Origin of the sequence: Janthinobacterium saanense, assembly GCF_014200675.1 — a bacterium.
Lineage (GTDB): Bacteria > Pseudomonadota > Gammaproteobacteria > Burkholderiales > Burkholderiaceae_D > Janthinobacterium.
In genome coordinates this window covers 312,076-331,577 of the sequence record NZ_JACHCI010000002.1, presented here as the reverse complement: position 1 = coordinate 331,577, position 19,502 = coordinate 312,076, and the positions used below count along the sequence as shown (strand labels likewise).

Annotated in this window: 15 protein-coding genes and 1 pseudogene; 10 read left to right on the top strand and 6 right to left on the bottom strand. The window is 60.8% G+C overall.

Translation table 11 applies throughout. The features are described 5' to 3' along the window. Nucleotides 1–51: 51 nt before the first annotated feature. From HDE72_RS04370 to HDE72_RS04360, 3 genes are all read right to left on the bottom strand, one after another. The gene (locus HDE72_RS04370) at nucleotides 52–1,152 is read right to left on the bottom strand and encodes a porin (RefSeq protein ID WP_183737498.1); all 1,101 of its coding nucleotides are present in this window, start codon (nucleotides 1,150–1,152) and stop codon (nucleotides 52–54) included. A 9-nt stretch (nucleotides 1,153–1,161) separates the two neighbouring features. After that, nucleotides 1,162–2,613: an amidohydrolase family protein gene (locus HDE72_RS04365; RefSeq protein WP_183737497.1), complete on the bottom strand. Its 1,452-nt coding sequence runs from the start codon at nucleotides 2,611–2,613 to the stop codon at nucleotides 1,162–1,164. A 158-nt stretch (nucleotides 2,614–2,771) separates the two neighbouring features. Then, nucleotides 2,772–3,668, bottom strand: coding sequence for a LysR family transcriptional regulator (locus HDE72_RS04360; RefSeq protein ID WP_183737496.1), 897 nt, complete (start codon nucleotides 3,666–3,668; stop codon nucleotides 2,772–2,774). 142 nt (nucleotides 3,669–3,810) lie between these two features. Here HDE72_RS04360 and HDE72_RS04355 point away from each other — a divergent pair, with 142 nt between their 5' ends. The 6 genes from HDE72_RS04355 to HDE72_RS27570 all read left to right on the top strand — a co-directional run bounded on the left by HDE72_RS04355 (nucleotide 3,811) and on the right by HDE72_RS27570 (nucleotide 8,181). Next, on the top strand, nucleotides 3,811–5,220 hold the full coding sequence (locus tag HDE72_RS04355; RefSeq protein WP_183737495.1) for an amidohydrolase family protein: 1,410 nt from the start codon (nucleotides 3,811–3,813) through the stop codon (nucleotides 5,218–5,220). Between the two features lie 43 nt (nucleotides 5,221–5,263). Continuing rightward, nucleotides 5,264–5,743, top strand: a complete 480-nt coding sequence (locus HDE72_RS04350; protein ID WP_183737494.1) for a DMT family transporter — start codon at nucleotides 5,264–5,266, stop codon at nucleotides 5,741–5,743. 59 nt (nucleotides 5,744–5,802) lie between these two features. Further along, a complete protein-coding gene (locus tag HDE72_RS04345) occupies nucleotides 5,803–6,213 on the top strand; it encodes a carboxymuconolactone decarboxylase family protein (RefSeq protein WP_183737493.1) in 411 nt (136 codons plus the stop codon). A 14-nt stretch (nucleotides 6,214–6,227) separates the two neighbouring features. Beyond that, a complete protein-coding gene (locus HDE72_RS04340; RefSeq protein ID WP_183737679.1) occupies nucleotides 6,228–7,004 on the top strand; it encodes an EAL domain-containing protein in 777 nt (258 codons plus the stop codon). Nucleotide 7,005: 1 nt separating this feature from the next. Next, nucleotides 7,006–7,320, top strand: a complete 315-nt coding sequence (locus HDE72_RS27575; protein ID WP_221291152.1) for a helix-turn-helix domain-containing protein — start codon at nucleotides 7,006–7,008, stop codon at nucleotides 7,318–7,320. A 237-nt stretch (nucleotides 7,321–7,557) separates the two neighbouring features. After that, on the top strand, nucleotides 7,558–8,181 hold the full coding sequence (locus HDE72_RS27570; RefSeq protein WP_221291151.1) for a fimbrial protein: 624 nt from the start codon (nucleotides 7,558–7,560) through the stop codon (nucleotides 8,179–8,181). A 137-nt stretch (nucleotides 8,182–8,318) separates the two neighbouring features. On the opposite strand, the gene HDE72_RS04330 is transcribed toward HDE72_RS27570, so the two are convergent. Next, nucleotides 8,319–10,649, bottom strand: a complete 2,331-nt coding sequence (locus tag HDE72_RS04330; RefSeq protein WP_183737492.1) for a TonB-dependent receptor — start codon at nucleotides 10,647–10,649, stop codon at nucleotides 8,319–8,321. Nucleotides 10,650–10,923: 274 nt separating this feature from the next. Between HDE72_RS04330 and HDE72_RS28060 the strand changes: the two are divergent. Beyond that, nucleotides 10,924–11,106 (top strand): annotated as a pseudogene (locus HDE72_RS28060) (hypothetical protein); the annotation flags it as partial. Here the strand turns inward: HDE72_RS28060 and HDE72_RS28125 are convergent. Next, nucleotides 11,061–14,312 carry a S41 family peptidase gene (locus HDE72_RS28125; protein ID WP_183737491.1) on the bottom strand — a complete coding sequence of 1,084 codons (3,252 nt, stop codon included), beginning with the start codon at nucleotides 14,310–14,312 and terminating at the stop codon, nucleotides 11,061–11,063. The pseudogene HDE72_RS28060 and the gene HDE72_RS28125 sit on opposite strands and share 46 nt — an antisense overlap. A 270-nt stretch (nucleotides 14,313–14,582) precedes the next feature. On the opposite strand from HDE72_RS28125, the gene HDE72_RS04320 reads away from it, so the two are divergent. From HDE72_RS04320 to HDE72_RS04310, 3 genes are all read left to right on the top strand, one after another. Next, on the top strand, nucleotides 14,583–15,530 hold the full coding sequence (locus HDE72_RS04320) for a LysR family transcriptional regulator (protein ID WP_183737490.1): 948 nt from the start codon (nucleotides 14,583–14,585) through the stop codon (nucleotides 15,528–15,530). 107 nt (nucleotides 15,531–15,637) lie between these two features. Beyond that, nucleotides 15,638–17,581, top strand: a complete 1,944-nt coding sequence (locus HDE72_RS04315; protein WP_183737489.1) for a cytochrome c/FTR1 family iron permease — start codon at nucleotides 15,638–15,640, stop codon at nucleotides 17,579–17,581. Nucleotides 17,582–17,670: 89 nt separating this feature from the next. Beyond that, nucleotides 17,671–18,243 (top strand): hypothetical protein, encoded by a 573-nt coding sequence (locus HDE72_RS04310; RefSeq protein WP_183737488.1) that lies wholly within the window; start codon nucleotides 17,671–17,673, stop codon nucleotides 18,241–18,243. Nucleotides 18,244–18,399: 156 nt separating this feature from the next. Here HDE72_RS04310 and HDE72_RS04305 read toward each other — a convergent pair whose 3' ends face one another. Beyond that, nucleotides 18,400–19,062 (bottom strand): CCXG family PEP-CTERM protein, encoded by a 663-nt coding sequence (locus tag HDE72_RS04305; RefSeq protein WP_183737487.1) that lies wholly within the window; start codon nucleotides 19,060–19,062, stop codon nucleotides 18,400–18,402. Nucleotides 19,063–19,502: the final 440 nt, after the last annotated feature.

Genomic DNA, 19,502 nt, shown 5'->3' with positions numbered 1-19,502 from the left:
GCACCCGGGTTTGGGGGGTATCGACTTTCTGCATGCATCGCTCAACTGTTCTTAAAAGTTATGCCGCAGGCCGAGATTGAAGGCGCTGTTGCCCGAGCCTGCTTCATTGCCGTTGCCCACCGTGTAGGCGGCGCCATTGCGGTTGTGGATCTTCGCCCAGGCCAGGTAGGCGGTAGTGCGCGGCGACAGGCCATGGGCGTAGCCGAATGCCCACTGGCTGGCGTCTTGCTGGAAACGCGTCTTGTCGTTCTTGCGGATGAACGAAGCCATCACCCTGCCCTGTTGACCGACTGGGATGGCGGCGCCGAGCAGCAAGTCGGTGCTGTCCGTGGACGGCACGACTGCACTGGCCACGCCGTAGGCGCCCGGATTGGGCACGGGTGAACTATTGCCCCCCTTGTCCACGCCATACGCCAGGTAGGCGGTGAACAATGCGTAGCGGTAGTTCATGGCCAGCACGCTGTTGCGGGCGTTGTCCTGTGATACGGGCGCCGCGAGGGACACTGCGCCGGCGGCCACGTCCTGGTTCAAGGTGCTGTGGGCAAAGCGCACAGTGAGCGGACCGTCCGCATAGCCGATGACCAGGCCCAGCTGGCGCCCCGCATGCGCGTCTCCCGGCTGTTCGCCCAGGCTGTACGAAGCCTCGGCCGTCCAGCCCCGGCGCGTTGGCGAGGTGTAACTGACGGTGTTGCTGGAGCGGACCGTATTTTTTACGGGAAAAAGATTCTTCGCCGTTCCCGCATAACCGAGGCTGAACGGATCAGCCACCTGCACCAGGGTGTAATACAGGAAGGTATGCTGGCGGCCCAGGCGGACGGCGCCCCAGTCCCGGCTTTCCAGGCCGATATAGGCCTGGCGGTTGAAAAGCTGGCCGGTCGTGTTGTCCAGGCTGCCATCGTCGATACGCATGCCCATTTCCAGCAAGAAAATCGCGGACCAGCCATCGCCCAGGTCTTCCTTGCCGCGAAAACCGAGACGGGAATACGCGCTGGCGCCGCTGGTGAGCTTGTTCACATTGCCAGCGGCGCCGCCGCGTTCGCTGACCAGCACCGCGTCGACGATGCCGTACACGCTGACCTCGGACTGCGCCTGCGCGCTGGCGCCAAGCACGCAGCCGGCCAGCAGCGTGCTGTAAAGACAGGCCGTTTTCATGTGAGCGCCCTAGCCGCGCACCTGAAACTGCGTGGCAAAGGCGTCCGGCGTGAAGCCGGCAGCCTTGAACAGGTAGGCTTGCGATTCTTCCGTGGCGGCATGCAGGGCCGCCATGTCGAGGTCCAGCAGCTTGCCGTGCTGCTTGCGGATGCGCCCGCCGATGATGACGGTTTCCACATTGCTGCGTTCGGCGGCGCCGACGACGGTACCCAGCGCGTTATTCGACGGATACAGATTGATATCGTTGGTGTTGATCAGCACGATATCGGCCTGCTTGCCTTCGCGCAGGCTGCCCGTCTGCTGGCCCAGCCTGGCGACGGCGGAACCGTCGATGGTGGCCGCCGACAGCAGCGCACGCATGTCCACCGGAGCGCTGGCATGCTCGCCGGTCTTGCGCGCCAGGGCCGAGCTGCGCTGCAGGTACAGCGCGGCGCGCATCTCGGCAAACATGTCGCCGCTGTAGGCGCTTTCGTTGTCCACGCTGAAGCCGGGACGGATGCCGTGGTCGATGGCGGCCTGGTAGCCGAAGATGCCGGTGCCCAGCCCCCAGTGCGTATCGGAACGGGGGCAGACGTTGACCTGCACGCCGGTAGCCTTCAGGATTTGCCAGGCTTCCTCGCTCAGGTCGGTGCAGTGATTGAAGATATTGTCGGGGCCCAGCAAGCCTTCGCGGTGCAGCGCCGGCAGTTGCGCCGACATTTCCTGGCCGAAGAATTCCGTCACCAGCGGGATGCCCAGGCGGCGGCCGACGGCCCATTGCCCACGGTCGACCGAGGTCATCATGGCCAGCGTCAGCAGGCCGTCACTCTTGCCGAAGCGCTCTTGTTGCAAGGTGGCAAGGTCGGCATACCAGCTGGCGCTATCCCATTTGCCCACCAGCGGCGCGCCCGGCGCGTGCACGGCGCGGATGCCGGCATCGTGCAGCGCATCGACCGCCGACAGCGCATGCCGCAGCGAGCGGCTGTTGTGCGAGTTGTCGATGATGGTCGTGATGCCTGCATCGATCGCGCCCAGCGCCGTCAGCAGGTTGCCGACATACATGTCGCGTGGACGGTAATGCGGCGCGAACGCCTGGTGGGTGCCGGCGATGTAGTTGCCCAGATCGGCGGAATTGGGATTGATGCGGCGCAGCTGTCCTTCCCATGCGTGGCGGTGGGCGTCGACGAAGCCGGGAATGACGATGCGTCCACGCGCATCGATGACCTGGGCGTTGCCGGCCTCGATCTGCGCGGCGATACGGGTAATAGTGCTGCCGTGTATCAAAATATCGCCGCGCAGCAGGTCGGGCTGGTCCGGGTCCATCGTCAGGATGGTGCCGCCCTTGAGCAGCAGCGGACGGGTCCGGGCGGCGGCCTTGCCTGTCACGCGCGGGGCCGTGGCGGCCAGGGCCGATGGGCCTGCCGCCAGCGCGGCGGCGGTGGAAACAACGCTGGCCAGGAACTGGCGGCGGTTCGATTGCATGGTGTTTCTCCCTCTTCAATGTGTCGCACTGCGTGTGATGCAACAGATCACCCTCGTCGCAATGACTATGCGGCGATGATGTCAGAAGGGAGAAAGGGGAAAAAGAGGCGCGCAGCGTTTTCACTATTCGCTGCGGGCGAAGAATCGCCGGCGCGGCCTCAGGCCAGGTCGGTGCAGATGTCCAGCAACCAGTCGGTAAACACCCGTACGGCTGGCGACAGGTGGCGGTTGTGCGGATACACCAGCGAGATGGGCACCGGCGCGCGCCGCCCGCCGGCCAGCACTTCGCGCAGCTTGCCCGACGCCAGGTCCTCGCGCACCAGGTGGGCTGCCAGCTGGATCAGGCCATAGCCGTGCAGGCAGCAATCGATGTAGGAATCGGTGTCGTTGACGGCGACCTGCCCCGCCATCGGCACGGCGATTTCCTTGCCGTCCTGCAGGAAATGGAATTCAGAGATGCGTCCTGTGCTACCAGAAAAATACTGCACCGCCTGGTGCTCGCGCAACTGATCGACGCTTTGCGGCTCGCCATGCGCCTCGAAATACGCGGGCGCGCCGCAGGTGATCCATTGAAATGCACCCAGGCGCCGCGCCACCAGGCTCGAATCGCGCAGTTCTCCCGTGCGCAGGACGCAGTCTATGCCCTCCTGCACCAGGTCCATGGGCCGGTCGTTCATGCCCAGCATCAGATGGATATCCGGATACAGCGCAAAGAATTCCTTCAGGCGCGGCAGCACCAGCGCACGCGCAACGGTGCCCGGCATGTCCACCCGCAGCCGCCCCCTGGGCCGGCTGGCGCGGTGCTGCAAGTCCGACTCCGTGTCGTCGATCGCTTGCAGTATGTCGCGGCTGCGCTGGTAATAGCGCTCGCCCTCGGGCGTCAGGCTCAGGCTGCGCGTGGTGCGGTGCAACAGGCGCACCTGCAGGTGGCTCTCCAGGCTCTTGATGATGCTGGTGACGGACGACGGCGCCATCGACAGCGTTTCAGCCGCCTTGTTGAAACTGTTGGTTTCCACGACGCGCAGAAACACTTGCATTGCTTGAATTCGATCCATGGCCGCCTGCAAACAAGGTCGATGGGTGCTGCGCTGCGGAACTATTCGGTTTTACCGAAGAATGAAACCGCCAGCGGACTCTTTTTCTCATTCTAACCGATGCCTACACTAGCTTCATTCCCACATCAACCGAAAGCATCACATGCACCACGCTAGCCACACCAGCCCAAAGCCAATTCCACGCGGCATCGTCGCCCCGCTCGCTGCCGTCGCACCGGCGCGCCGCATCCTGATCCAGGGCGGCACCGTGATCAGCATGGACGCCGCCGTCGGCGACTTCGACGGCGGAGACGTGCTGATCGAGGGCGCACGCATCCTGGCCGTCGGCCATGGCCTGTCCGCACACGGCGCCGAAGTCATCGATGCGCGCGGCATGATCGTTATCCCCGGCCTGGTCGACGCCCACCGCCACGCCTGGGAAGGCCAGCTGCGCCGCATCGCCCCCAATTCGCCGACCCTGCTCGACTACCTGCAGTCGACGCACTTTTCCTTCGCCACCCACTACCGTCCCGGAGACATGTATGTCGGCAACCTGCTGAGTGCGCTGGGCGCCCTCGACGCGGGCATCACCACCATGGTGGACAACTCGCACAATGCGCGCAGCGCAGCGCATTCCGACGCCTCCATCGACGCACTGCAGGACGCCGGCATCCGCGCCGTGTATGCGCCTGGCGCGCCGCTGGCGGGCGACTGGGCCCAGCACTGGCCGGCCGACCTGGCCCGCCTGCAGCAGCAGCGCTTCGGCTCCAGCGAGCAACTGGTCAGCCTGGCGATGATGTCGCAATGGGACCGCGAAAACTGGGCCGTCGGCCGCCAGCTGGGCCTGCGCATCATCACGGAATTCCTCGGCAAGGAGATGGGCGACCTGCTGCCCGGCCTGCAGGCCGAAGGCTTGCTCGGTCCCGATAATATTTTTAACCACTGCACCGGCCTGAGCGACGAGCACTGGGCGATTTTGCGCGCCACCGGCGTGCAGGTCGACGTCTGTCCCCGTTCCGACGCCCAGTACGGCCTGGAAGAAGGCTTGACGCCTTACCAGCACGCAATCGACCACGGCATTGCGCCGGCCATCAGCGTCGATGCCGAAGCATCCTACGGTGGCGACATGTTCACCGAAATGCGCGTGGTGTATTTCCTGCAGCGCGCCCAGGCGCAGAACCGCCGCTTTCACGGCGACCCCGCCGCCCCGTTACCGGTGAGCGCGCGCGCCGTGCTCGAATCGGCCACCATCAACGGCGCCCGCCTGGCCGGCCTGGCAGACAAGACCGGTTCGCTGACGCCGGGCAAACAGGCCGACGTCGTGCTGATCCGCGCCGACGACCTCAATCTGTATCCGTCGAACAACGCCATCGGCACGGTGGTGCACGCTGCCGACCGCAGCAATGTCGACACCGTCATCGTCGGCGGGCGCATCCGCAAGGCCGGCGGCAAGCTGCTGGGACTGGACATGCCGGCCCTGCGGGCTGCCACCGAAGCGTCGCGCGCCTACCTGTTCCGGCAGGCCGGCTATACGCCCGACCAGTTCGCCGAGCAGTCGCCGAAGTTCGCCTGATCGCCGCCCTGCTTTCCCACCCCCACTACAGGAGCCGACCGCCATGAACATGATACTTTTCCTTGTCGCCTTTTGCGCCGGCTCGGCCATTTCCGTGCAGGCGGCCGTCAACAGCCAGCTCGCTGGCGGGCTGGGCGGCAATACCGTCGCCGCCGCGCTGGTTTCCTTCCTGATCGGCACGGCGGCGCTGGCCACGATCGCGCTCGGCAAAGGCGGCCTGGGCATGGCCGTCGCCAGCCTGCCGTCGCAGCCCCTGTGGCGCTACGGCGGCGGCTTGCTGGGCGCCACCGCCATCTTTTGCACGGTGCTGCTGGCGCCGCGCATTGGCCTGGCCAATATGCTGGCCCTGGTCATCGCGGGCCAGTTGCTGTCATCCTTGCTGATCGACCATTTCGGCCTGATCGGCGTGGCCGTGCGGCCTGTCTCGGGCGTCAAGCTGGCAGGCGCGGCTGTGATGCTGGGCGGCGTATTGCTGACCCTGTTCGGCAACACCTTGATGGAACTGCTGGCCAGGCGCGCCTGAACCCGCATGTTTCGATGCAATCACCTTGTCCCTATCCACCCATTACCAGGAGTATCATCATGAATGCAATGAACAATCCCGCCGCCAGCCGCTTCGAACAGGGCCAGGCGCGCTTTGAAAGCGTCACCGGCATTCCCGCAGAGCTGTTTGCGGCCAGCCTCGAGGACGTGGCGCCGCGCTTCGCGCGCTATGTAATGGAATGGGAATTCGGCGACATGCTGGGCGAATCGATACTCGGCAGCCGCAGCCGGGAAATCGTCGCCATCACCTCGATGGCCATGCTGGGCGCCAGCGCCGCGCCAATATTGAAGCTGCGCATCGGCACGGCGCTGAAGGCCGGCGTGAGCCGCCAGGAAATCATCGACATCTTCATCCAGCTGGCCATCTCGGCCGGCTTCCCGCTGGCCCTGGCGGCCATCCACGTGGCCAAGGAAAAGTTCACGGAGCTCGACGCAGGTGCAGGGGAATAAGCCCATGTTAAGAACTGTACTTCGTCCACGCGATACACACCGGCAAAGGCATACGTGTCGTCTATCAGCCTCAGTATGACCTGCTCAGTCGGCGCGTAGTCAGCGCCGAAGCACTGTTGCGCTGGCGGCATCCACGTTATGGTGATGTACCGCCGTCCGTGCTGATTCCCATGGTCAACCGGCTCGGCCTGCATTTGCCGCTTTTCGACCTGGTCGTCAAGGAAGTCATTGAGGTGCTGCTCGAGCTGCGCCGTCAAGGCGCGGACGTGCCCATTGCCGTGAATGCCTCGATCGATACCGTGTGCGAGCCTGGTATGGCCGATCTGCTTGCTGCAAAAATGTGGGATGCCTGCCTGCCGACACGGCTACTGAAGGTCGAAGTCACCGAAGACTTGCCGGTACTCGATGAACTGTGCCTCTCCGGATGCCTCAACACGCTGCGGGCAAAAGGCTTCCCCCTGTCGCTCGACGATTTCGGCGCCGGTTCCGCCACCTTCAACGTCTTGTTCAAGATGCCCTTCGATGAAGTCAAGATTGACGGTGCCTTTATTCGTAACATGGAAACCAGTAGCCATTCGCACGCCATCGTCACCACCCTCATTTCCCTGGCAAAAGGGCTCAACCTCAAACTGGTGGCCGAAGGTATCGAAAACGAATCGCTACTGGCGGCCTTGCTGGGCATCGGCTGCCATATCGGCCAGGGCTACGCGCTGGCCCGCCCGATGGAGCGCGAGGACTTTATTCAACATCAGCTTGCAAGACTGCCTGCAATGGCAATGAAGGCAACGTGACATGACTGATATGACCGAATTATCAGCGCATGCCTTGATCGCCGAGACCAGGGGTGGCGAGTCAGCCGTCCACACGCGCGATGGCGCGGCGCTGGTCGAGCGCCTGCTCACGTACATGGGGCTGCGCAACGACGCCTGCCTGGCGCGCGAGCTGGGCGTGCCGCCCTTCGCGATCAGCAAGCTGAGAAAAGGAAGCATCGCAGTCGATACCGACATGCTGATACGCATGCACGAGGCATCGGGTCTGTCCATCGGTGAACTACGGGCACTCTCGCGTCCCCGGCAGTATGCCCCGTATCAACAGTTTACCGAGTAGAAGCTGGATGCAGCTTATGGCCTGGCCAACTGGACCAGTGGGACGTATGCGAATAAAGTCTACCAAACCGGCATTGCGGGGCTGGGGGTGGTCCTTAACAGTACAGGTGGTCCGTCACCAAGACAGACGGCGAAGGTCGCAACCCCATGCACGACGAGCTACCGCTGCCTTATTCCTCTTGATGGGCCGTCCAATTTTGAATTGATATTGATCAAGATAGGCGATGTCGTACAGGGAGTGCTGAGTGACAACTCCCTGCCGGTCGTCAGCCTGCTCGGCAATTTCGGCGATGCAAATATGCTGGGCTTCAAGATGGGCATCGCCGGCAGTATCCAGATAGTCTCGCGCACCTGCAGCACGCCGGATGTAGCGGTGCCCATGGGCACGCATTTACCCAAAGAATTTGCCGCGTCCAACAGTAGCAGCGCCTGGGTGGATTTCTCTATTTCCTTGAACAATTGCCCGGCGTTCCATGGAGCAGTGACCAAGACCCCTGTATCCTGGGTATCGCAAAGCGGCAATTCGCCCAGCGGCACGGCCGGCAGCGTGTCCGTTGACAATAACAGCCTGCAATTCAGGATCGACCCGACTCGCACGGCCGTCAACGCAGGCAATGGCGTGCTGAGTATCGAACCCAGTGCCGCGGGACGTCCTCCCGCCGCCAGCGGCATAGGTCTGCAGATAGCGACTCAGGCCGCTACCCCGGTGCCGTTGGCCACCAAGCGAAGCAGCGGCCTGACCCTGAGCGCGTTCGACCGCAGTTATGCCATTCCCCTGCGCGCGCGCTACCTGAAGACCGGGGCCAGCGTGACGCCTGGGCCGGCAAATGCGTCGGCGACGTTCACGATTAGTTATGAGTAAGCTGCCGCCTCTTTGCTTTCCTCCCTTCGTCTGCATTTGCCTTCAGCTGATCAAAGGGCCGCTTCTTCGGTAAGTGACTTCCCGGTCACGGCTGTACGATCTGATCGTCAGCGTGACCTCTCTCACGTTACGGCCCGTTAAAGCCTGACGTTCAAACCAAGCTGGAACGCCCGGCCGGGCAACGGCGCAATGTATTTCAGTGGAGAATTGTGCGGCCGCGCATCTTCATCGAGCAGGTTGCTGCCGCTGACGAACACCTCGATGCCGGCAAATGGCGAATCAGGCAGCAAAATCTCGCGGCTCAACTGGAAGTTCACCATGGTATAGCCATCGAGCGGCACTTCCTCGCTGACGCTCTTGCCCAGGTACTTCTGCTTGTCATACCAGGTGCTGGAAAGCCTGGCTTTCCAGCCCTTGTTTTCCCATAGCACATTCGCGCCGTAGCGGTTGGTCGGCATGTTGGGCAGGTAGGCGCCATCGTTGTGCGCGCGCAGCTTGTCCGGATTGTCCGCCTTGTTCTTGACCAGGTCGGCAAATGCGGAGAGGTCCAGCCTGCCATAACTGCCAAGTTGAATCACCTGGGAAGCGTCGACCTCGAATCCCCTGACCGTCGTATCGGTCTGTTTCCAGTACTTCAAGGGCAGGCGGTTCGCCATCTGCGCTCCCGAGTGGCCAAGATAGAGATAGTTCTGGTACTTCATGGCGTAGCCGGTGGCCGACAGCGTGAAGCCGCCATTGCCAAACAAGCCAGTAAGTTCCGTGTTCCTGGCGCGTTCGGCCTTCAATTTCTGGTTTCCTTCTTCCTGCGTCATGATCGAATAGTGTGGATTGCTGGCATACAGTTCATTGACATCGGGCGCTCTTTGCGACGATGAATAGCGCATCTTCGCGCCGAAAAGCTGGCCCAGTCTGGCCGAGGCCCCCAGGCTATAGCTGTTCAGGCTGAACGCCTTGTCCTCGAGTGTGGCATTGCTTGCATTCCTCGACGTCTTGAATGTACTCTGATGTATCTCGTGCTCCACTTTTTCATGGCGCAAACCGGCATCGACAGTGGCCCAGTCGAAGTCGAGGCTTTCCTTGACGAATAGCGCGCGGCTGAGCGTGCTCGCATCGGGAAGGTAAAGTTGCGGCCCGGCCCCGGTAATCTCGCGCGCTTTATAGCTCAAGCCAAGCAAACCGCTCAATGGACCGGCGCGCCGATGCGCAAGCAGGAACTCGGCCTGATTGGTGTCGAACTGGTAATCATTCGCCTTGGCAGCACCGAGACGTTCCCCCGACGTATTGTTCAAACGTGACACGCGCAATTGCGCGCTTTCAATGTAAGGGACAGGCTCAGGCAGATTGGCTTCCAGCGCATATCTATCCTGCTTGATGACGACGCCGACCGGTAGGCCTTCGTCATAATTCGAGCCGAACGGCTTGTTTTCCATGGAAAATCCGGGGACGCCATACTCGCTTTCTTTGCTATCGAGACTGACGGCCACGTAGCCACGATCGAAAAAGTAAGTGCTGCCGACGGCAAAGTGCGCATTGCTGGCGTAGCTGTTGCCCAGCTTCTTGTGGTAGTCGGGGGTCACGTCACGATTGATCTTGTTCTGCGTCATCGATGGCGTGCCCGGCACGTAAGCGGGGTTGGCCGGATTGACGTAGGTCTTGCGCTGCCAGACGGATGTCGGGTTATTGGTGTAGAAGGAAAAATCACCCTCCGCCCAGTCCGGATTTTCCGTCATGAACTGGTCGATAAAGGGCTGCGACGCCTTGTTGTAGACCTGCTGGATGCGTGCTTCTTTCTGGCAACTGTCGGCCAGAAAGGTATTCACGCCGCCATTCGCCGGGAACAGCTGGCTGTTGCACGCGCTGGCCTTGCTGTTGCCGGGAATATCGTAATGCCCGATCTTCTGGAATGACATCTGCAGATTGGTCGAAAAGCGCTTCCCATCGTTGAAGTTCATGCGCAAACCCTGGGCGTCGGCATCGTTGAAACCCTTGCGCAGCACCAGTTCCAGGTCTTTTTCTTTACTTTCCATCGTTCTGGAAATGATGCCGGAATCGACGTCGACGCTGCCGCCTATGGCATTGCCGCCGAAACGCACGCTATCCGATGATTTGTTTACAGTAACGCTGCGCGCAAAGAGCGGATCGAAAGGAATATTGATGTCGCCACTAAGCGCATTCATGCCGAGAATGGATTGGCCGTCCTCCAGAATTTGTACGCGGCTGCCGCTCAGGCTGCGTATCACTGGTGCGCCGGAATTCGGCCCGAAGGCGCTGCTTTGCACGCCTGATACCTGCTCGAGCATGCCGCCTAGCGTCCTGTTTTGGGCCAGCACATTCTCGACAATAACGACGCTGTCGATCGTTGATGGCCTGTCTGCCCGGACTTTAATTGTCTGCAGAGTGACGTCGCCTTCTGCGTAAGCGGTCTGGATACTGGACAAAATTGCAGCTGCAAGTGCGTGATGGCGCATAGGTTTTCCTAAAAAGAGGCGCAATGCATAGCATTCGCCAAGATGTGGTTCAGTAGCGAAGTTTTCTCTGTATCGGGAAATCGTGAAAGAACGGTGAGCGGCAAATGTGGATCAGTACTATTGGGCATTGAGATCGCTTTAGACAGATGGTTGATGCGGTCGCGGTCAGGGGTGTCGGCGTTGGGAATAGTTGCAGCACTACCAAGCCTTAATGCAAACAAGTTGCAATAATAGCCAGCTCGCGCCATTTATGCAAGTCAATTGCGTTTGAGGGGTGTTGCCCTACGGCGCGCAGCAGGGCGATGAAGCCCCGTCGCAAACCTGGGAAGAGTTGATTGAATACCACTGGACACTGCCGGGCGCCGCGCTGATGGCCGCGCCGGAGGTCCTGCCCGAGTATTCCTGCGGCGGTTACATTGCGATGGAAATTGCTGCGCGCGCGCGCAGCGCTAGCGCCAACCAGGCCACAGTCATGCTGCTGGATGTGCCGCATTCGTCCGTCATCCCGGCGCAGCACGCCACGCCCACGCGCGCCGTGCTGTTGTCGTCCATTGATGCCTCGTTCGTCTTGCCGGCGATTGCCTTGAGCATCAGGCTGAGCGCGGTTTCAAGCTGGGCATCGTGTCCGTCCAGCAAGTCGGCCGGCATGTTTTCGACTTCCATGTCCGGATCCACGCCATGGTTTTCCACCACCGCTTTTCCGTTCAGATCCAGCACGGCCCTGACTGGTATGGTGATATAGCCGCCATCAAGCAAGGGGGTGTCGCCGTTATAGCCCCGCAGCCCGCCCCAGGTACGGGTGCCGACGACCTGGCCCAAGCCATATTGCTGGAACAAATACGGGAAAAGCTCGCCGTTTGAACCTGTCCAGTGATTGACCAGTACCACCTTGGGGCCGCGCAGCAGTTCTTCCGGCTGGGTGTCCATGGCGCCGCTGCGGTTGGTGGTAAAGGCCACCTGTGTCCTGCGCAGGCGTTCCAGCAGGTACTCCGCGACCGAACCGCCGCCGTTCCAGCGGTCATCAATGATCAGCGCCTGACGGTTCAGCTGGGCGTAAAACTGTTGCGTGAACTGCTCGAGGCCGCGTTGCCCCATGTTCGATAGATAGACATACCCTACCCGTCCATCCGACCGGCAATCGATCAGTTGGCGGTTCTTCCCGATCCAGTCTAGCTCGCGTAAATTCAGCTCGCTGCCGACCGGCTTGACGCGTATGCGCCGGCGCGGTCCGTCCGGCCTGCCGGCGATGGTCAGTTCGACAGGCTTGGCCGCTCCCGACGTCTGCAACAAGGCATCTGGAACGGTGGGCGCCCGTAGCTCTTCCCCATTGATCGCCAACACATAGTCGCCGGCGCTGACCTGCAGGCCCGGCTGCCTCAGCGGGCTGCGGTAGGCCGGACGCGTATTGTCGCCTGCATAAATCCGGTTAATCCGGTAGCGTCCGCTCGGCTGGTCGAGTTCCCAATCGACGCCCAGGCGCGCCGGGCTGGCTATCGGCCCCGTGTCGCCGTTATCGCCCCCGCCCACGTAAACATGCGAGTTGCCCAATTCACCCAGCATTTCGGACAGCAGCCAATTCAAATCGCTGCGCGAACCGAGTTGCGGCAGCAGTGCCGCGTACCGCTCGCGGACCTGTTCCCAATTCTGGCCATTCATGGTCGAAGAGATGAATAAATCACGTTCGAGCCGCCACGCGTCGTTGAACATTTGCGCCCATTCGGCCGGCGGGTCGATCTCGATACGCAACTGGTCGAGATCAAGCTGCTGCATAGTGCCTGCTACTGCATCGAGCACGCTGTAGTCCCTGGCATTTTTTAGCAGTACCTTTTTGCCATCATACGACAGGGAATAACTGTCCAGGTCCTTGGCTATCACGCTGTCCTGCCCGGTCTTCACGTCATAACGGTGCAGCAGCCATTGCTCGCCTTTCAGCACGCCGTCGAACAGCGCTATCGGCTTCGTCAGATAATACAGGTAGCCCTGGCGGGCATCGAGCTGCACGATATTCGCCGGCTCGACAGGCAAGGCAAGGGCTTGCGCCATCAGATCGTTGCTGTCGATCCCACCGACCAGGGCGCTGAAGTGGATCGCATAAATGCCGGTCGACTTCACCATGGCAAAATCGTTTTCCTGGTCTGACGGTACCGCTTGCACATAACGGGCCGAGGTGAAATACAGGTAATCGCCATCGGGAGACCAAGCCGGCAGCGCATCCGTACTTTCGCCCCGCCCCAGGCGATGGGTACGTCCGCTGCTTATCTCATACAGGTACAGGTCGCGCTGCTTCCCCGTTGCCGCCATGCTGAAGGCCAGCCAGCGGCCATCGGGTGAAAAGGATTGGTCATGAATGCCTTGCCGCTTGTCGAGCGCCACCTGGCGCGGCGCGCTGCCGTCCAGCCCGATCAGCCATAAGCGGTGATCGCCATCGCTCAGGGCCAAGCTGCGTCCATCCGGTGCGAACACCGGCGCAAAGAAATACCCGGCCCGGAACTGCGTCAGCACCCTCTCCTTGCCACCGTCTGCCGGGCGTATGGCTAGCTGCTGATTACCGTCGACCTCGGTGATGTAGGCGACAAGCCGGCCATCCGGCGACCAGGCCGGACGGTCGGCGGCCGTGCCGGACGTGCCGGCCACATGTCGCGCCGCACCAGGCTGTGCCGGCAGGCTGAACAATTGGCCGCGCGCTGAAAACAGACCGTACTGCCCGTCAGGGGAAATCGCATAATTGATACGGTCAGGCAAATCACTGTTGTGGACGATTTCGCTGTCGCGCACCGCATCCTTCAGGGCGACAATGCGCTTCCTGCTGTACCGGTGATCGTCGACGATGGACACCGCGACTGCATGCAGGCGCTCGTCCGGCAAGTCCATCCGGTACAGTGTGCCGCCTTGCTGGAAGGTGATGGCGTCGTCGCCAAGCGCCGGACTGTCGATATCGTACTGTGTAAAGTGCGTGATTTGCCGCGCCCGCCCCGTCTCAAGATCATGCACCCAGAGATTGGCGCGGCGCTTGCTATCCTGGTCCGACAGGTAATAGATCTTGCGGCCATACCACATGGGCGCGGCGTTGGTGCCTGACCAATGTGTAATTTGCTGGAGCTGGCGCGACTTGAAATCATAGGTGAAGATCTGGCGCGCCATGCCGCCGTCATAGCGCTTCCAGTTGCCGTATTGCGAAAAAATACGGTTATAGGCGATGGTATGGCCATCCGGCGCAAAAGTTGCCAGCCCCACCGCGCTGTCGATCGGCATCGCCTGCGGCAGGCCGCCCGATACCGGCACTTCGTAAAGTTGCTGGACACTGGGATTCCACTGCGCGTGCTTGCTCAGGTAAATCACTTTCGAAGAATCGGGCGACCACGTGACGACGATGTTGTCGAGCCCGCGGCCCTGGTGGTAAGTCAGTCTTCGGGCGACGCCGCCCTCGCTGGGCATCACCAGGACGTCGCTACCTGAACGGCTGATCTTCGTGTAGGCGATCCATCGGCCATCCGGCGATACGCGGGGATAGATATCCTGGCCCTCCCCGCTCGTCAACTGCACGGCCACGCCGCCCGCGCGCGGCACGCGCCACAGCTTCTCATTGGCGCTGAAGACGATCTTTCCGCCATATGCCTGCGGATAGCGCGGTATGGCGGCGTTGGCCAGATGCTGGACCAGCATCAGCGTCAGGCATAGCAGGCAGAGCGCGGCGGACCTGGCCGGCCATGAAAGGGGAGTAGCGGGGGAAGTAGCCGTAGCCATTTTCGAAAATGTCATTGATGTATGGCCTGCAAAGTAATGAACAACGCCCCCTGGAGTGGCGGCAACAAGTTCATAAAATGATACGCGCAGGCTCATCATTCAACAAATCAATCCAAGACATGAATATCATCGATAATTTCGATGGGTCGCCCCATGGTAGGCTAGCGAAAAAACTAAGCGGCATTGCACATGGAACCCATCGATCACTTCAACTTACGCAATTTCGACCTGAATCTGCTGGTCGCCTTTGACGTCCTGATGCTGGAATTAAGCGTGACCCGCGCGGCGGCGCGGCTCAAACTGCAGCAACCGGCCATGAGCCATGCGCTGGCCACCTTGCGCACCCTGTTCGACGATGTACTGTTCATTCGTACCGGCCATACCATGGAGGCAACACCGCGCGCAAAAGCGCTGTACCAGGCGATCCATCCGATATTGCTGCAAACGCAGCAGGCGCTGAGCGCCGACGTACAGTTTGACCCGGCAACGGAAGAACGCACTTTTCGCCTGGGCATCAATGGACAACTGGAAGCGATGCTGTCGCCGGCCCTGATGGCACATATCAGCGCACATGCGCCGGGCATACGAATCCAGTCGGTTCCCATCGGCGAGTTGTCGATCGTAGCCCTGCTGAATGACAATCATGTCGATCTGGCAATCGCCCACAGCACAGAAGGCTTGTCCTGGCATCGCCGCGAACAACTGTATCGCGAACAATACGCCTGCTGTTTCAATCCCGCCTTGTTCGAGTTCTCGGCACCGATCACGGCGGCCGACTATTTCAACGCCAGGCATGGCGTGGTATCGGCCAGCATCAACTTGCACGGATTTATTGCCTACCTGCTGCAGCACGCCGCATCGGCCCATCGCTTCCAGCTTGCCATGTCATCGCATAATGTGATGACATTACTTGCAACGGCGGCAAAGGCGCCCGTCATCGCGACCCTGCACCGGCGCGTGGCGGCTCACTACGCGCCCCTGTTCGGACTGGCCACCAGTGCCATACCGTTCAAGGTAGACGATCTTGAGATCGACATGATCTGGCACCCGCGCAGCGACAACGATCCGGCGCTTGATTGGCTGCGCGGCCTGATACGGTCAAGCGCGCCGCGCTGCCCTGAAAAGGACGCTGCATAGATCATCGCCATCGTAGCGCTTTCCCTGGATGTTTCCCCATACGCCGTTGACACCCTGCAGTGCCTGTCCTATAGTGGCCCGGTTGTTAACAAATGAGAATGAGAATCATGTTCGTGAAAATGAAGAATTGGCTCATCTGCTATCCGCTGGTGGCCGCAGCGATGCTGCTGGCGGCCGGCGCGCAGGCGCAAGGGGCGGACCAGGGCGCTGAAGCCAGGCAGTTGTGGCAACTGATAGATTATGTGGCCGTCGATTACAGCGGCGCCGTCGAACACGGCAAAGTGGTCAGCGAGTCGGAATATGCCGAGATGCTCGACTTCACGGAGAACGCGGCCACGCAGATCACCGCCCTGCCCGCCCATGCTGCCAAGGCGGGTGTTGCCGCCGCCATCGCGCAATTGCGCACGGCCGTGGTGGCCAAGGCGGATGCCGCCGAGGTCAAGCGCCTGGCGCACCACGCGAACGCCTTGTTGATTAGCGCGTATCCGATACCCGTGGCGCCCAAAATCCTGCCCAACCTGGCGCGCGGCGCGGCCCTGTATGCGGCCCAGTGCGCTTCTTGCCATGGCGCGGCCGGCGCTGGCGACGGTCCGCTGGCGGCCAGCCTGGAACCGAAGCCGATTGCCTTTACTGACCCGGAGCGGGCGCAGTCGCGCAGCCTGATGGCGCTGTACCAGGTGATTTCGCAAGGCGTGGGCGGCACCTCGATGGCCAGTTTCGGCCATCTGTCCGAGAATGAGCGCTGGGATTTGGCCTTCTTCGTGGGCGGCATGTCGCATGACGCTGCGGCACGCGCGCAAGGCGAAAAATTGTGGAAGGAAGACGCCCGCGCCAAGAGCCTGTACACCGACCTGGCTGCCGTGACGACCCTGACGCAGGAAGCGGCGGCGGCCAAGCTGGGCGAAGAAGAAGCCCAGGCTTTGAGCGCTTATCTGCGCAGCAATCCGGGCCAGGCCGAGGCGCACAAGCCGGCTGGGCTGGCTTTGTCGCGCCTGCGCCTGGCCGAAAGCCTGGAGGCCATGCATGCGGGCGACCGCGCGGCAGCCACGCGCCTGGGCCTGTCGGCCTATCTGGACGGCTTCGAGCCGATCGAGCCGATGGTCGGCGCACGCAATAAATCCCTGCTGCTGGCGGTGGAAAGCGCCATGCTGGCTTACCGTTCAGCCGTTGCCAAGGGCACCGTGGCCGACGCCGATGCGGCCGGCGACAAATTGCATCAATTATTTACCCACGTGGAAGCGGAACTGGGCGACGCCAAGGCAGACCCGATGACCACCTTTGTCGGCGCCCTGACGATTTTGCTGCGCGAAGGCGTGGAAGCGCTGCTGATCGTGATCGGCATCATTGCCTTCTTGCGCAAGGCCAAGCGCAATGACGTGCTGCCTTATGTGCATGCGGGCTGGATCAGCGCCCTGGCCGCAGGCGGCCTGACCTGGGTGGCGGCCACGTATCTGGTGACCATCAGCGGCGCCAGCCGGGAAGTAAGCGAAGGGCTCGGCTCCGTGTTCGCGGCACTGGTATTGCTGAGCGTGGGTTTGTGGATGCACCAGAAGAGCAGCGCCGGACGCTGGCAGGAATTTTTGCACGCCAAGCTCTCTGCGGCCATGTCGCGCCGCTCCGCCTGGGGCCTGTTCGCGCTGGCCTTCATCGCCGTCTACCGCGAAGTGTTTGAAACGGTGCTGTTCTACTCGGCGCTGGCGGCCGATGGCAATGGCGGCGCCCTGCTGGGCGGCTTCCTGGTGGCAATCGTGCTGCTGGCCGTGATCGCCTGGGTCTTGTTGCGCAGCAGCGCCCGCATGCCGATCGGCAAATTCTTCTCGCTGACCTCCGCTTTCGTGGCCGTGCTGGCCGTGATACTGATGGGCAAAGGCGTGGCCGCGCTGCAGGAAGCTGGCTGGGTGGGCGTGAATCCCGTCGACTTCATCCGCGTCGACATCCTGGGCATCCTGCCTACCTTGGAAACCCTGGCAGCGCAGGCAGCCATCCTGGCCATCGTCATCATCGGTTATGGCTGGAACCGCATGGCCGCTGGCAAAAACAATCCAGCCTGATCCTGCTAGATGGCGGCACGGGTACTTGCCCGTGCCGCTGTTGGCGCTTCCTTGCAAGTCGGTATGTCAACTTGAAGAAACGAAGCCCCATGAATGATTTTGAACACTTCTCTTACTGCCACATTAGCACTGCGTTGGCGAACATCGATACCTCGACCATCCCGGATATCTACGCCTTGTCATTCTTCATTGAAGATAACGACGACGATCCGCGTTATCCGGTTCTGCAACTTGGCTACAACACCCTGAGGCATTGGACGCAATGCACGCCCTCAGCGTCCAGTGCCGAAGAAGCGAAATGGAACTTCGCTTTCTGGCTCCAGAACGAATTGAAATACATAGCCGAGCCCGGGACGGAAGGCGGGCAAATGCTGGAAGAGCTACTGAAGGCACGCGGGCTTTGGTACTCAGATGAAGATGAGAAAGCTGACTTTGACCGGTGTATGCGCATAGCAAGCGACATTACAGCCTACTTTGTAGACGCATGTGTTCGGATCGCACAGGCACTGCATGAAAACGGCGTTGTCGAACAGTGCTTTTCACGCCCGATCCCGATTGTCGTGCATGAACTCGAATACTATGACGAGATTGCTGCACAAACCCGATTGGCCAATCCGCCAGGTTTGGCGAAGGAATTTGAAGACTGGATCGCCAGCATGTAACAGTTTGTGGCCGCTATGGGCGGTGGCGATACTTTTAATATTTGATTTGGCAGTGCTATGTCCTGCGCCGACGCTAGCCCGGGCCTAGTGCAGCCTTTGTAGAAATTCCTGGCAAAAAGCCCGCTGATGTATCACTACATCAGCGGGCTTCTTCAATCAGGCTTTGAACTGGGCGGAACGTGTGCGGCGCGCAGTAAAACCCAGCAAGCCCAAGCCGATGAGCAGCATGGCATAGGTCGATGGTTCCGGCACGGCTGACACCAGGCCATCGGTGGCAGCGAAGCTGGTGAAACTATTGCTTCCAACCTTGAATTGCGCTTGCTGGCCGCCATCGCAGCAATTTTCCAGGCCATAGATGGTCAAGGTATGGTTACCGGCCGATAAATTACCAGAGCCGCTCAAGAACTGGCTCGAGTTATTGTAATTGTCGGCCCACCACATATCATTCGTTTTGTAATCCAGCGCCACGCCGTCGAGGAAAACCGCACCCCCGTTGCCAAAATCCACGCCGGCACGGAAGCTCCAAGCACCTGCATCGGCCGCGCTGACGCCAAAATTGATGGTCGATTTGAATGCGATGTTCTTGCCACTGCCGAACAGGCTACTATTGGTGACGTTATCGTAGTTAGCAATCGTCGTCGTACCATAGCCTGCGCCCGGCGTGGCGACGGCCGCATCGACGACGGATTGGTAAGCTGCCGCGCTAGCTTGAGCCCCGGCATCCGAAAAGCCGGTAGAGAACGTGATGGTGCTGGCGTTAGCCTGCGCGAGCGTGGCGAAAGCAATCAGTGACAGGGCTATTTTAGGAAAATTTTTCATTGTGTATCCAGTGAGGGCATGGGAGCGCTTCAACTGAAGCCACGCAATTTTAAGGCGTGTCAGCGGTGCGCTGGCAATAACGAGGGAATGAGCGGCCGGTGGGATGATCTCCCGCAAAGAAGAGCGGGGGCACAACGACAATGTGTATGCGTTGCAAGTGTTCTGGCAAGGGTTCGGGTTACCAAGACTAGATCAAACGGTTGACGGATCAGGTGAGGCTATGCTTGTATTCTAGCCTAATTATTAAGAAAAGTATTTTTTATTACCAAAAATTCTTTAACGCAACTTTATAAGGCTCTGTTGACAGGCCAAGACCATTCTGTTTTAAGACGTACATTGTTTTTTGCACTACGGGAAAGGTCAATGCTGTCTCATTGTGTATCGTTCTTCTCACACCAAGGCCCGCCACGCAATGTAACAGCAGGGCATATCTGATGTAA

Excerpts from the sequence above, each read along its gene's own strand:
- HDE72_RS04315 (WP_183737489.1), top strand. The coding sequence starts at position 15,638 with ATGTTCGTGAAAATGAAGAATTGGCTCATCTGCTATCCGCTGGTGGCC.
- HDE72_RS04330 (WP_183737492.1), bottom strand. The coding sequence starts at position 10,649 with ATGCGCCATCACGCACTTGCAGCTGCAATTTTGTCCAGTATCCAGACC.
- HDE72_RS04310 (WP_183737488.1), top strand. The coding sequence starts at position 17,671 with ATGAATGATTTTGAACACTTCTCTTACTGCCACATTAGCACTGCGTTG.
- HDE72_RS04305 (WP_183737487.1), bottom strand. The coding sequence starts at position 19,062 with ATGAAAAATTTTCCTAAAATAGCCCTGTCACTGATTGCTTTCGCCACG.
- HDE72_RS04370 (WP_183737498.1), bottom strand. The coding sequence starts at position 1,152 with ATGAAAACGGCCTGTCTTTACAGCACGCTGCTGGCCGGCTGCGTGCTT.
- HDE72_RS04360 (WP_183737496.1), bottom strand. The coding sequence starts at position 3,668 with ATGGATCGAATTCAAGCAATGCAAGTGTTTCTGCGCGTCGTGGAAACC.
- HDE72_RS04350 (WP_183737494.1), top strand. The coding sequence starts at position 5,264 with ATGAACATGATACTTTTCCTTGTCGCCTTTTGCGCCGGCTCGGCCATT.
- HDE72_RS28125 (WP_183737491.1), bottom strand. The coding sequence starts at position 14,312 with ATGCTGGTCCAGCATCTGGCCAACGCCGCCATACCGCGCTATCCGCAG.
- HDE72_RS04345 (WP_183737493.1), top strand. The coding sequence starts at position 5,803 with ATGAATGCAATGAACAATCCCGCCGCCAGCCGCTTCGAACAGGGCCAG.
- HDE72_RS04365 (WP_183737497.1), bottom strand. The coding sequence starts at position 2,613 with ATGCAATCGAACCGCCGCCAGTTCCTGGCCAGCGTTGTTTCCACCGCC.
- HDE72_RS04320 (WP_183737490.1), top strand. The coding sequence starts at position 14,583 with ATGGAACCCATCGATCACTTCAACTTACGCAATTTCGACCTGAATCTG.
- HDE72_RS27575 (WP_221291152.1), top strand. The coding sequence starts at position 7,006 with ATGACTGATATGACCGAATTATCAGCGCATGCCTTGATCGCCGAGACC.
- HDE72_RS04355 (WP_183737495.1), top strand. The coding sequence starts at position 3,811 with ATGCACCACGCTAGCCACACCAGCCCAAAGCCAATTCCACGCGGCATC.